This is a genomic window from Streptomyces sp. BE20 (assembly GCF_036322525.1).
Taxonomy (GTDB): Bacteria; Actinomycetota; Actinomycetes; order Streptomycetales; family Streptomycetaceae; genus Kitasatospora.
The window spans coordinates 215,544-228,439 of sequence record NZ_JAQYWW010000957.1 but is presented as its reverse complement, the minus strand read 5'-3'; the positions used below and the strand labels follow the sequence as shown (position 1 = coordinate 228,439).

The following is a 12,896-nucleotide window of genomic DNA, read 5'->3' as shown; positions in this document are numbered from 1 at the left end:
CGCCCACCACCGCCTCCCCCTCGAACCCGACTTCGAGTACGCCGTCCTCACCATGTCCGGCCACACCGAGGTCGACGGCGTCCGCCTCGACCCCGGCGCCATGCTCTACCTCGGCACCGGCCGCCCCCACCTCCCCCTCCACGCCCACACCGACGCCACCCTCCTCCTCCTCGGCGGCCACCCCTTCGAGGAGAAACTCGTCATGTGGTGGAACTTCATCGGCCGCACCGGCGAAGAAATCCTCCAAGCCCGCAACGACTGGGAAGCCGGCACCCGCTTCGGCGACGTCCACGGCTACGACGGTGCTCGACTGCGGGCGCCGGAGCTCCCCGACATCCCGCTGAAGGCCCGTGGGCGAGTGCGATGACCTGGGAAGATGCATCGAAGGAAGCATCTGTTCCCGTCGCTGCCGACTGGACCGTTCCGGCATCGGAAGGGCAATGGCAGAACGAGTTCCGCTGCCCGCGCCTGCCTCCTCGGGGGGGCAAGGCGCGGGGCGTGTCGATTCTCAGGTCTACGCGCGTTTTGCAAGGTCTGCCCGTATCGATGCTGACCTTTTGCTGACTTTTCTGACTGATCGTCAGTGGCGGGTCGGCCTGGTCGGCCATCTCTTGATCAAGCCGGCCTCGCCGTGTTCGGGCTGGGCCACGATCATGTTGCTGACCACCGAGGATCTGGTGGTGCTCGGCGACCCTTTGGGCTGGGTGAGGTTCGTGAGTGCCGCTTCCTGTCGGACGGCTGCCTGATTCCGTGGATGCAGGGCAGCCACCTGTTGGGCACGGCTCTCTCGATCGAGCAGGCTGCCGCAGCGCCGGCCGAGCGCAAGATGCTCTTGAAGAGGCGCCGGAAAGAGCGCCCGGCTGGTGAGGTGGGGCTGGCGCGTCCGGGGTCGGGGCGGCCGCTCGCAGGTCTACTCCCGTCCGATCAGGGCCGGGGTGGTCGCGCCCGCGTCGGCCGCGTTCGGGTCACCTACTGGCCTGCTGGGCGGTCGGCCGGGTGCCCACCAGTTGGCGTCGCCGAGCAGGCGAAGGGTCGCCGGGACGAGCAGGGCCCGTACGAGGGTCGCGTCCACGGCCACCGCGACGAAGATGCCGATCGCGATCTCCTTGACCATCAGGACGCCGCTGGTGGCGAAGGCCGCGACGACGGTGAGCATCAGCACCGCAGCGGAAGTGATGATCCCTCCGCTCTGACGCAGCCCGGTGACGATGGCCGCCTCGTTGTCGCCTGTGCGGCGGTAGTGCTCGCGGATCCGTGAGAGCAGGAAGAGTTCGTAGTCGATGGAGAGGCCGAACAGCAGGGCCAGCATGACGACGGGCTCCAGGGCGCCGATGTATCCGTTGGGCTGGAAGTCCAGCCGGCGGGAGAGGTGGCCGTCCTGGAAGATCCAGGTCACGACGCCGAATGCGACGCCCAGGGAGAGCCCGGTGGTCAGCAGTGCTTTGAGCGGCACCACGACCGAGCGGAACGCGAGGAGCAGCAGCGCGAAGCTGGTCAGGGCGATGCAGAGTCCGATCAGTGGCAGCCAGGTCCGGAGGGTCTGCCGCAGGTCGACGGTGGCGGCCGCCGGGCCGCCGACGTCGAACGCTCCTCCGTCGGGTGCGGGCAGTGCCCGGACGGACTCGACGAGGTCGGCTGCCGGGCCGCTCTCCGGGCCGCTGTGCGGGGATTTCGGTCCGGAGACGGTCACCACTGCCGACCGGCCCGATACGGCTGTGACGTGCACGGAGCTGGCACCCGGCAGCGCGGTGAGCTGCTGCTTCCAGGTTTCGAGGGCTGCGCTTCCCTCCGGGGAGCTCAGGGAGTGGGAGAACTGGGTGACGACCTGGATCCGGTCCAGCCCCAGTGCGGGGAAGTCGCGCGAGAGCGCCTCGGTGGCCTGCCGGACGGGTGCGCTCTGCGGAAGCGTGCGGTGGTCGGTGGCGCCGAAGCGTGCGTGGGTCATCGGCAGGGTCAGTACCGCCAGCGCGACCAGAGCGCCCGCCAGGTAGCGTACGGGCCGCCGGATCACCGTGCGGCCGAGTCGCGCCCAAGCGCTCTGCTCCGCCGTGGACTGCATGGCCGCCACGGGGTTGCGCAGCCATCGGGGCACGGGCAGCCGTAGCGTGTTCACCCGGTGGCCCAGAACGGCGAGCGCTGCGGGCAGCAGCGTCAGCGAGGTCAGTACCGCCAGGAGGGCGGTCACCGCTCCGGCAACCCCGACGGAACGGGTGTAGTCGAAGGGCAGCGCCACCAGCGCGAGCATGGCCGCGGCGATGGTCAGGCCGGAGAAGAGCACCGTGTGCCCGGCCGACGCCATCGTCGCCGCCAGCGCCCGGGCCGGCTCGCTGCCACGGTCGAGTTCCTCACGAAAGCGCGCGACCATGAACAGGGCGTAGTCCACGGCCAGCGCCATCGCCACCATCGTCACCAGGTTGAGGGTGAGGACGGAAACCGGCATGACCAGGGTGAGCAGCCTCAGGGCCGCCGTGGCGGCCACAATGCTGGCCGCTGCGACGGCCATCGGGAGCACGGCGGCCGTCAGGCTGCCGAAGACGAGCCACAACAGTAGGACAAGGACCGGCGCGCAGAAGAGTTCCGCTCGGGCCAGGTCGCTGCGAGCGAGGTCGGTGGTGTCGGCGTAGAACGGCGTCTGCCCGACGTAGGCGACATCGATGCCGGCGGGATGCGCGGTGCTGCGCACCGTGCGGTACGAGGCCATCTTCGCGGTGTCGTCAGTGCCACCCAGGCTCAGGACGACGGCCGCAGAGTGCCGGTCCTCGGAGAGGAAGGCCCGGCTCCCGGTGTTCCAGTAGTCCTGGGCGCCGGTCACCACCCCCGGTGGCAGAGAGCTGAGCGAGGCCTGGACTCCCTCTCGGAAGGCCGGATCGTCGGCCGTCCACCGGTCGCTGCGGTAGACGGCGACGGCATCGGTGCCGCCGTGGCCGAAGTTCTCCCGGATCGCCGCTGTCGCCGCCGCGGATTCGGCCCCCCTCGGGGTGTCCCCGCCGTTCGCGAGGTGTCCGAACACCCCCAGATCGAACCATCCCAGCAGGCACATCAGCATCAGGGCCGCCGCCAGCACGGCGCGGCGGTGACGAACGATGAGATCGCTGAAGGCGGCCGGGATCACACTCCTCCTGGTTCGGCTCCGAGAACCCACCTGTACGGGATACGGGATTACCGCACCTCAGCCGTGCGGCGCACTCCGTTCAGCCCGATTGTCCCGTCGCCGTCACCCGATCGGGTGCACCGGAGCGAGCCCCGCGCCGGGCGCGCTCCCACAACGCCGACGGAATGCGGTCGGCGGAACGCCACATCAGCCCGCATCGCAGCGCAACGCCTGGAATGCCCCGCACGGGTGACAGCCCGTCCACGCCGAAGGCCTCTCGCTCCTGCGGCACATCAACGAAATGCGAGCATGACCGAACCACATCACGGCGACCACCGACATGCCGCAGAGTCACACGACCGATCGAGGTACCCATGACCGATGCCGCTCGCAGCCACCCGCTTGCGACGATCGACCGATGCTTCCTCGCCTACGAACTCGAGCGGCCTGCGGCTTACTTGCAGATCGGCGGTGCCGCGCACATGTCCGGCCCGTCGCCCGGGTTGGACTTTCTGCGGGAGCACGTGAGAGGCCGCCTCGAACAGCTTCCCGTCCTGGGCCAACGAATCACCGGGAGCGGTCCGGGCGCGACCTGGGAGGCCGACCCCGGATGCGATCTCACCCGCCATGTCCGGCAGTTGAGAGTCGTCCAGGGCCCGCGCGCAGCGAGTGAGGCCGTCGGCCTCCTGCGCACGTTGCCGCTGCCGGCCGACGCACCGCCGTGGGATCTCTGGCTCGTCCACGGTTATGCCGAGGAGGAGTACCTGCTGTGCTACCGCGTCCACCACGCCGCACAGGACGGTCTCGCCGCCATCCGCACCATCGCCGCTCTGTTCAGTCCCCGACCACTGGCGACTGCTTCCGCGGCGAGCAGGCCTGCGAGGGGAACGAGACGGGCAGGGCCGCGCGACGTGCTGAGACTGGCAGCCGCCGTGGGAGCCGATCTGCTTCCCACCTCGCCGTGGTGGGCGGCACGCCATCCACGCAGCGGACAGCAGCTCCTGTCGACCGGCCACGTGCCGCGCCGGCTCATGGCAGACGTCGGATCGGCTGTCGGCGGCGGTGTCAACGATGTGTACCTGGCTGCTCTGGCCGCCACCTTGCGCCGCTGGGTACCCACCGACATCGCCTCGGCTCCGCCGCGTCGCGCGTTGCACGCCATGGTCCCGGTCAGCACCCGTGCGCTCGGCGAACCCGGCGCGGCGCGCAATCAGTTCGGCCTGGCGCGCATTCCCCTGCCCTGGCACGAGGCGTCACCGCTACGACGTCTTCGGCAGATCGTGGACCACGACAGTGAGGTGCTCACAGTCCGCGGGCGCCGCACGAGCCGTGCACTGTTCGACCGGCTGGGCCCCGGTGCCATGCTCGGGATGATGAAGCTGCTCAGCAACCCGGGGTACGCACCGCTGATCGCCTCCCACGTACCCTTTCCCCACCAGCTGGTCCTGGGGGACAGCGAAGCTGTCGCGGTGATCCCGCACATGCACCTGCCCGACCGCCACCCCCTGTCCGTGTGCCTCTGCACCTACCGGGACACTGCCCAGGTCGCCTTCGTCGCGGACCGGGCCCTTCCCGGCGCCGAGCAGCTCGGCCGGCTGTGGGCCGAGGAAGTACTGCTGCTCGCTCGTGAGACGGGGGTGACAGTGCAAGACCGAGGACGGCTACGACCGACTTGCGTGCGACCGGGGAGCTGACATCCCGACTGCAGGCCCACCATCCCGTAGCCGTGGTGGGCCCGGCGGGACGCTTGCGATGTCCGTGTGCAGCAGAGTCCCCGGGGAATCGACTCTCGCCCTGCGGCAGCTCGTGAACAGAACCACCGGTTGAACCCGCGGCATGTGGCGTGCTCCGCAGCGACTTCCGCTGGTGGTCCAGATCGAGGACCACCGATCGTGCGCCCGGCCGGCGCCGGGGTGCGACTATCGGCAGCGGGTGGTCGTGGTCGCGCAACGAGTAGCGAATGTTGGTCTTCTTCGGACCAGATTCGAAGATCCACAGGTTTCCGGCGGCGGTGTGGGATTCGCTCATCCTCGATGACGGGGTCCTGACAGCCGCTGGTCCGTGGCTGTAGGCGGCGGCACCGGCCGTGCCGTGCGAACCGGGGAGAACGAGGAGTCGACCGTGACGACAAGCGAGATCGAGACGACCGGACCGGGCACGGCCCGCGAACCGGAGCCGATGCCCGGAGGGCTCGCGGTGGCCGGGGAGCGGGCCCGGGAGCGGGTGCGGGAGAGGCTGAGTGCGGCGGTCGGCGCGGACGGCGCGGTGCGCAGGCCGTGTTCCAGTCGGACGCTGGAGTCCGCGCTGTTACTCCTACTGCTGCGCCGGCGCGGCGGCCACCCGCGCCAGGAGCAGGAGCTCGCGGAGTTCCTGGCCGCCCCGCAGGCGCAGGCCGACGGGTTCGACGCGGCGCTGGCGCGGGCGGTCCTGCACGGCCGGACGGTCGGCACCGACGTGGTGGGCGGTGAGCTGCTGGCCGGGTTCGACCACTTCACGCTGGCGCGCAAGCGGCTGCTGTTCGACGTCTACCTGGCCGTGGCGGGCGCGGTCCCGTTCGAGGCGTCGATGCTGCGTCCGTACCGTGCGGCGGACCCGGGCGCGGACAACACGGTCACCTGGATCGAGATGCTCATGCTGAGCGTGCGGGTCCTGGTCGCCCACGGTCTCGGCGCGGGCGACCAGGTCGACGACGGTGAGCGCGAACGGCTGCTGGAGCTGCTGGGCTCCAGTCGGGCTCCGGTGTGGGAGAACTACACCGCGGCCCACCTCCTGGCACTGCTGGCCGTCCAGGAGTTCGCCCCCGGGCACCCGCTGGTCGAAACCGGCGTGGCCGCGGTGCTGGCGTGCCGCAACCCGGACGGCGGGGTACCGAGCATGTCGAACCTGGACGTGTTCAACACCGGCCCCGCGGGGCTCGCGCTGGCCCGGGCGGGAGCGGACCGCGCGCTCCTCCACCGTATGTGCGACTACCTGATCGACCAACAGATGCCGGACGGTGGATGGACGTTCGCCGAGCGCATGCGGCACACCGACGTGGACGCCAGCTCCTACGCCGCCGCGTGCCTGGCCGCCGTCGACCCGCTGCGCCACCGCGAGGCCCTGCTGCGCGCGGGCGGGTACTTCCGGGGCATCGCCGGGAGGGACGGCGGCTTCCCGACCTACATGAAGGGCGACCCGTCCGAGGCCGGCATGACCGCCGGCGCGGTCAGCGCGCTGGCATGGAACGCCACCGACCACGGCGACCTGCTCGACGGCGCGGCCCGCTGGCTGCTGGACGCCCAGCACCAGGACGGCACCTTCGAGCGCAGCTGGAGCCTGAGCGAGGCGAACACGATCTGGCGGGCGACGTGGGCGCTGCACTCCGTGCCCGAGGCGACCCGCACCACCCTCAAGGCGCGCATCGCCGACGCCGACGCCGCCTCCCACCGCTTCCTCGCCGAGGCGCAGAACGCGGACGGCGGCTGGGGCTACCGGCCGGGCGATGCCAGCGACACCACCAGCACCTGCTACTCGCTGCTGGCCCTGGCCGCCATGGGCCGACGCCTCCAGGACGACGCCGTCGTGCGGGCGGGCGTGGCCCATCTGCTGTCCCGACAGGAACCCGACGGCTCCTTCGTCGCGCTGCCCGACCAGGTCGCCCCCCGGCCCCTGCTGTTCGACGCGCCCGTCTTCACGGACACCTGGGTCCTGCTCGCCCTGACCGGCTTCGACCGCGACGGCACCCGATGACCGGGCACCCCGCACAGGCGGGCACCGCCCGCGCACCGATGCCCCTGCCCGTCGACCGTCCCGGACCACTGGACCCGCCCGCCGAACTCCAGCGCCTGCGCACCGACCTGCCGGTGGCACCGCTGGCCTTCCCCGACGGCCCACCGGGCTGGCTGGTCACCCGCTACGACGACGTCCGCGCCGCCCTCGCCGACCCCCGGCTCAGCTCGCGGCGCCCCCACCTCAACTCCCACATCCGGGCCAGCCTCATCACCCCCGAGGAAATGGCCGCACTGCGCCCGAGCGACCTGCTCACCAGCGATCCGCCCGAACACACCCGGCTGCGCCGGCTTGTCAACGGCCAGTTCACCACCCGGCGGATCAACCAACTCGACGCCCGGATCCAGGCCATCGTCGACCAGCACCTCGACGCCCTGGCCACCGCGCCCCGCCCGGCGGACCTGATGGCCACCGTCGCCCTGCCCGTCCCGTCCCTGGTGATCAGCGAACTCCTCGGCGTCCCCTTCGCCGACCGCGACCGGTACCAGCGCCTCACCGCCGAACTGCTCTCCCTCGACCGCACCCGCGACCAACTCCTGGCCAGCAAGGCCGAGATGAAGTCCTACCTGCTGCACCTGATCGGTCTCCGACGCGCCGAACCCGCCGACGACCTGCTCTCCGGCCTGCTCCAGGCCCAGGCCACCGACGCCACACTGACCGACGACGAGATCGCCGCCCTCGCCCAACTCGTCCTCATCGCCGGCCACGAGACCACCGCCAACGTCATCGGCCTCGCCACCCTCCTCCTGCTGCGCCCGCCCCGCCTCTGGGACACCGTGCGCCAACGCCCCGACCTCGTGGACGGCGTCATCGAGGAAACCCTGCGCTACGCCACCGTCCTGCAGTTCGGCCTGCTCCGCGTCGCCCGCGAACCCCTCACCGTCGCCGGGCAAACCATCCAGGCGGGGGAGCGGGTCGTCCTCCACCTGCCCGCCGCCAACCGCGACCCCGCCCGCTTCACCGACCCCGACCACTTCGACCCCCACCGCCCCGACGCCGCCAAACACCTCAGCTTCGGCCACGGCCCCCACCACTGCATCGGCGACCAACTCGCCCGGATCGAACTGCGCACCGTCCTCACCACGATGCTGCACCGCTTCCCGGACCTGCGCCTGGCCGCCGACCCGGACGAGATCCCCACCCACCAGCACCGGGTCGTCCACGGCCCGGCCCGCCTCCCCGTGGACTTCACCCCATGACGAGCCATCAGCGCAGCAGCTCCCCGGTGACGGCGACGGCGACGGAGGCGCCGGAGGGCCGCACCGCCTACGCCGCCTACGCCGCCTACGCCTTCGACTTCGACGGCACCCTCGCCGACACCAGCGACATCAACCACGGCTCCGTGCAGGCCTCGCTCGCCGCCCACGGCATCACCGTCACCCTCGACTGGGTGGCCGCCGAACCCGTCTTCACCGCCCGCCAGTTACGCAGACGCCTCGCCCTCTCCGCGGCCGCGCTGCCCGAGGAGACCTTCGCCAGGGCCGCCCGCGCCTACTGGTTCGCCAACACCGACCGGATCAGACCGATCACCGCGGCCAGCACCACCGCACGCGCCGCCGCCGAACACGCCGCGATCGCCGTAGTCTCCGCCAACTACAGCGACATCGTCCGACACGGCCTGGAGGTCGTCGGGCTCGACGACCTCCCCTGGACCGTCGTCGGCCGCGACCATGTCGCCCACCCCAAACCCGCCCCCGACGCCTATCTGCACGCCGCCCGCCTCCTGGGGGTCGAGCCGGGCCGCTGCCTCGCCCACGAGGACACCGACGAAGGCGTTACCGCCGCCACGGCCGCCGGCATGCACGTCATCGACATCAGGCACCGACCCTGGCGGTAGACGCGAAGGCGGCCTGGCCGCCAGAGCCGGGCCGGCCACGCACCGGGAACGCGGCGGCCGACGCCGGTACCAAGGGCGCTGAAGGCCGGCTCGGCTGACCCGGACTCGCGGCCCGGGTGAGCGTCAACCGCAGCGGTGACGGTCGGCGGGGGGCCGGGTGGCAATACCGTTTCTCACCGTGGGTATCTGATTGGCTACAGTTGGACGGGATGCTCCTGTCCAACTGCCCCCGAGGAGTGACGCATGGCGACAGGCGTTGTGAAGTGGTTCAGCACGGAGAAGGGCTACGGCTTCATCGTGCGTGACGACGGCGGTCCGGACGTGTTCGTGCACTGGGCCGAGATCCGGGCCGAGGACGATCGCAAGGACCTGGCCGAGGGAGAGCAGGTCGACTTCACCATCACCCGGGGCCCCAAGGGGCCGCAGGCGGAGCAAGTCACCCCGATCGGCTGAGCGGACCACCGCTCGGAGCCGGCGCTCAGCAGCGATGCCACGGAGGTCGTCGTGGAGGGGTGCTGCTGGTGGAGAGCGTCGAGCCGGTCACCGCGAAACGGCCGCGGCGCGTTGCTCGCTGCGGATCGCGACGGGCAGGCCCTCGGTGGCTCCGCCCCGCCCCTCGCGTGACAGGTCGGTCGGCGCGGGTGCCGGTGGCCGTGCGGCATCGCACGGCCACCCGCCGCCAGCGTGGGCCGCCACCCAGGGGTGAACACGCAGGCTTCGCGGGTGGCGATGTCGTCGCTGTCCTCCACAAGTTCCCGGCGAACTCCGGCGGCCGGTAGCCCGGGCGCGCAGTACAGGGGTACCGGCCGACCGACCGGGCCTCCGCCGGCCCGGTCTCGGCGCCGCCGATCTCCAGGCTGGAACCGCGGTCGAGTTTCGGATCGCCGTAGAGGCGGACGTGGCCCCAGGACAGTTGGCGACGAGGGCGGGCGATGCCAGGGGGCGGCAGGCTCGGGCGGTCGGCAGCACACCTCCGGCGGTCAGGACCTGGCAGCGGGACCTCGACGCCATCGCAGAGACCGGCGTACTCGCCGGAGGGCCCCTCGTAGTCGTGGCAGGCTCCGTCGGCCCCGCTGCCCTCGCGCCCGTCCACGAGGCGGGCAGGCTGGGAAGGCGGTGCGGGCCGGACCATGACTTCCCGTTCGGCACAACTGCTGTCACCTGCCTGCGTGCTTGACCGTCGTCGAGCGCTGTTGTGATCTTGGGGGTATGAAGAAGTCGGGCGAGCCGGACAGTGTCGTGGTGCGGGCGGACGGGCTCCGGGTGGTGCGAGGCGGCCGTACGGTCCTGACGGACGTGGGGTTCCGTGTGCCGGCCAGGTCGGTCACCGGGCTGCTGGGGCCGAGCGGGTGCGGGAAGACCACGCTGCTGCGGTCGGTGGTCGGGATCCAGTCCGGCCTCGGCGGACGTCTGGAGGTGCTGGGCCTGCGGGCCGGATCCGCTGCCCTCCGGGGCAGGATCGGATATGCCTCCCAAGCCCCCTCGGTCTACCCGGACATCAGCGTCCGGTCGAACCTGCGCTACTTCGCGACGGCCCTGGGTGTGCCTCGGGCCCTGCGGACAGCGGAAGTCGACCGGGTGGTCGCGGCTGTGGATCTGATCGCCTGCCAGCGCCGACTGGTACGGCGTCTCTCCGGCGGCCAGCGCGCCCGGGTGTCGCTGGCGGTGGCACTGCTCGGCTCGCCGCCCCTGCTGGTCCTGGACGAGCCGACGGTCGGGCTCGACCCGGTACTGCGACGGGAGTTGTGGGAGCTGTTCGCCTCCTTCGCGGCACAGGGCATGACCATGCTGGTCTCCAGCCACGTCATGGACGAGGCAGACCGCTGCGACCGGCTGCTGCTCCTGCGGGAGGGCCGTGTGCTGGCGCACGGAGCGCGGGAGGATCTGCTGGTCCGCACGGGTACCGACCGGGCGGAGGACGCCTTTCTCGTCCTGGTCGAGCAGGATCGCCCGGTGCCGGCCCTTGCCGCGGACGGCCGGTAGCGACGGCGCGCAACGGCCCCCGGTCGACCGCGCGACCGGTGGCGTGGGTTCGGCCGCCGGCGCCGGTCGAGCTCGGCGAAGCAGGCGTTCCCCCGAACGAGTTGACCCAGCGCGCGGTATCACTCGTCCGGACGATCGTGGAGTGGACGGGCGGGGGGCGGCGGCTGCCAGGATCCGTGTGTCGCCGCGCGGGCCCGTGGGCCCGGTCCGGCCGTCAGGTGCAGGCAGGGCCCGACAAGAGGTCGGCGCGGCCGCCACGACCAAGGAGAAGGAGAGTGACCGAGGTGGCACAGCCGTCCGCGTCTGTGAGGGTCGTCCGCGTCGGGCCGGTGGACTTCGAGGTCGAGTTCAGGACCGGTCCCTCGCCGCGCACCGCTCCGGTGCTGGTCGTCCGGGCGCCGGCCGAGAGCCCTCGGATCATGGCGCAGCAGGCCGAGGCGGTCGTTTCGTGGGCCGATCTGGTGGGCGTGCGGATCGGCGGCGTCACGGCTCCCGGCGTACTGCCGGCCGGCGTCGGCATGGAAGACCTCGCGGACGGCCTCGGGGAAGTCCTCGACGAACTCGGCCTGGCCCGGGTGAACGTGTGCGGGGGCTCGTTCGCGGGGGATCTGGCGTACCGCTTCGCCGTGCGCCACCCCGACCGGCTGGAGCGGGTGGTGCTCACGGGCCCGGGCGGCCGGGTCGGCGATCACCTGCCCCCGGGTATGGGCCCGCTCGAGCTCGCCGAGCGCCTGATGGAAGCAGGCCGCCCCGCGACGGCCGACTACATCGCCTCGGCGCTGCTGTGCCTGGACCCCGCGCTGCCCGTGCGGGGGCGCGCGGTGCTGCGCCGGGCGATGTTGGAGCAATTGCACCGCTCCGACGACGCGGAGTTCCACAGGTGGCTGCGCTGTCTGGAACTCCAGTACACGGCACCGCCGCTGACCGGTGACGGGCCTGGGGCGCCCCTGCTCGCGGTGACCGGCGAACACGATGTCCCGGCCCCTCCGGCGGCTTGCCGCGCGCTTGCCGCACGCTGCCCGCAGGGTGTCTTCGCCACGATCCGCGAGAGCGACCACTTCGTCTTCCTCACCCGCCCGAGCGAGCACCTGGATCTGACCCGCCGCTTCCTCCTGGACGAGCCCCTCGACGACCTGCCCTACCTCGCCGAGCTCGAACGCCCCTACCGCACGGCGGCCGTCGTGCCCGCGGCCACCGGCTGACCGACCGATCGGCATCCCGAGCCGAACGCGCGGCAGTGCATGCCGCCGCCGCGCGGCTTCCCGGCCGCTCACCGGGTGCGCCGGCGCAGGGTGGCCGCGCCGGCGGCGAGCACCACGAGGGCGGCGCACCACAGGACCGTGATGTCGTGGAGGAACACGGTGCTGATCTCCCGGTGCCAGCGCAGCTGGGTGGCGCAGTCCACGGCGTAGGACAGCGGCAGGAAGTGCGAGGCCGTGCCCAGTCCTGCGGGCAGGTGGTCGCGGGGCATCAGGACGCCGCTGAGCATGAACTGCGGCAGGAGCACGCCCGGCATGAACTGCAGGGCCTGGAACTCGCTTCCCGCGAAGGCGCTGACGAACAGTCCGAGGGAGAGGCCGAGGACGGCGGCGCTCATGGCGGTGAGCAGGAGCAGCCACCACGGGCCGGCGATGTGCAGGCCGAGGAACCTCAGGGCAAGGGTGGTGACGACAGAGCCCTGGAGAGCGGCGACGATGCCGAATCCGAGGGTGTAGCCGGCGATCAGATCGGACTTCCTCATGGGCATGGCCAGCAGGCGTTCCAGGGTGCCCGAGGCGCGTTCGCGCTGGATCACGATGGACGACACCAGGAACATGCTCACGCAGGGGAGCACCGTGGTCAGTGAGCCGCCCACGCTCTGGAACGCCGCCGGTGTCGAGTGGTAGACCCCCTTCAGCAGGGTCAGCAACCCGGACGGAACGGCCAGCATCAGCAGCACGGTCCGCGGATCGTGAGAGAGCTGGTCGAGGACGCGGTGTGCGGTCGCCAGGGTGCGGGGCAGTGACGGGCGGATCCCTCCGGCGGTCTCGGACATCCGGCCGGCGCGGAGGGCAGGCGATGGATGCCCTTCTTGTGTCATGTGTCCTCCTGGTGGGAAACCGCCCGGGGCGTCGTGAGCTGTCGTGCCGGGTGAGGCATTCCCCACCAGGTCCCCATCGGAGCGGAGGACGGGGCGCCCGGGCTGCGGACACGCCGGAGCCGGCCGCCTCCACGGCC

11 protein-coding genes are annotated in these 12,896 nt (G+C 71.7%); 9 read left to right on the top strand and 2 right to left on the bottom strand.

The window, feature by feature from the left end:
• Nucleotides 1-367 (top strand): pirin-like C-terminal cupin domain-containing protein (locus tag PUR61_RS24700; protein ID WP_329881571.1); only part of this gene is annotated, 367 nt, incomplete at its 5' end.
• 73 nt (nt 368-440) lie between these two features.
• Complete coding sequence (locus PUR61_RS24695; RefSeq protein WP_329881570.1) at nt 441-746, top strand: hypothetical protein; 306 nt, start codon at nt 441-443, stop codon at nt 744-746.
• Between the two features lie 164 nt (nt 747-910).
• Here PUR61_RS24695 and PUR61_RS24690 read toward each other — a convergent pair whose 3' ends face one another.
• Nucleotides 911-3,112, bottom strand: coding sequence for an MMPL family transporter (locus tag PUR61_RS24690; RefSeq protein WP_329881569.1), 2,202 nt, complete (start codon nt 3,110-3,112; stop codon nt 911-913).
• Between the two features lie 353 nt (nt 3,113-3,465).
• Here PUR61_RS24690 and PUR61_RS24685 point away from each other — a divergent pair, with 353 nt between their 5' ends.
• From PUR61_RS24685 to PUR61_RS24655, 7 genes are all read left to right on the top strand, one after another.
• On the top strand, nt 3,466-4,785 hold the full coding sequence (locus tag PUR61_RS24685; RefSeq protein WP_329881568.1) for a wax ester/triacylglycerol synthase domain-containing protein: 1,320 nt from the start codon (nt 3,466-3,468) through the stop codon (nt 4,783-4,785).
• 427 nt (nt 4,786-5,212) lie between these two features.
• A complete protein-coding gene (locus PUR61_RS24680; RefSeq protein ID WP_329881567.1) occupies nt 5,213-6,820 on the top strand; it encodes a prenyltransferase/squalene oxidase repeat-containing protein in 1,608 nt (535 codons plus the stop codon).
• Nucleotides 6,817-8,058 (top strand): cytochrome P450, encoded by a 1,242-nt coding sequence (locus tag PUR61_RS24675; RefSeq protein ID WP_329881566.1) that lies wholly within the window; start codon nt 6,817-6,819, stop codon nt 8,056-8,058. Before PUR61_RS24680 ends, PUR61_RS24675 begins: the two co-directional genes overlap by 4 nt.
• Nucleotides 8,055-8,696, top strand: a complete 642-nt coding sequence (locus PUR61_RS24670; RefSeq protein ID WP_329881565.1) for an HAD family hydrolase — start codon at nt 8,055-8,057, stop codon at nt 8,694-8,696. Before PUR61_RS24675 ends, PUR61_RS24670 begins: the two co-directional genes overlap by 4 nt.
• Nucleotides 8,697-8,939: 243 nt before the next feature.
• Nucleotides 8,940-9,149, top strand: a complete 210-nt coding sequence (locus PUR61_RS24665) for a cold-shock protein (RefSeq protein ID WP_329881564.1) — start codon at nt 8,940-8,942, stop codon at nt 9,147-9,149.
• A 756-nt stretch (nt 9,150-9,905) separates the two neighbouring features.
• Nucleotides 9,906-10,679, top strand: a complete 774-nt coding sequence (locus PUR61_RS24660; protein WP_329881563.1) for an ABC transporter ATP-binding protein — start codon at nt 9,906-9,908, stop codon at nt 10,677-10,679.
• A gap of 275 nt (nt 10,680-10,954) precedes the next feature.
• Nucleotides 10,955-11,881, top strand: a complete 927-nt coding sequence (locus tag PUR61_RS24655) for an alpha/beta fold hydrolase (protein ID WP_329881562.1) — start codon at nt 10,955-10,957, stop codon at nt 11,879-11,881.
• A gap of 68 nt (nt 11,882-11,949) precedes the next feature.
• On the opposite strand, the gene PUR61_RS24650 is transcribed toward PUR61_RS24655, so the two are convergent.
• Complete coding sequence (locus tag PUR61_RS24650; RefSeq protein WP_329881561.1) at nt 11,950-12,714, bottom strand: ABC transporter permease; 765 nt, start codon at nt 12,712-12,714, stop codon at nt 11,950-11,952.
• Between the last annotated feature and the right edge of the window lie 182 nt (nt 12,715-12,896).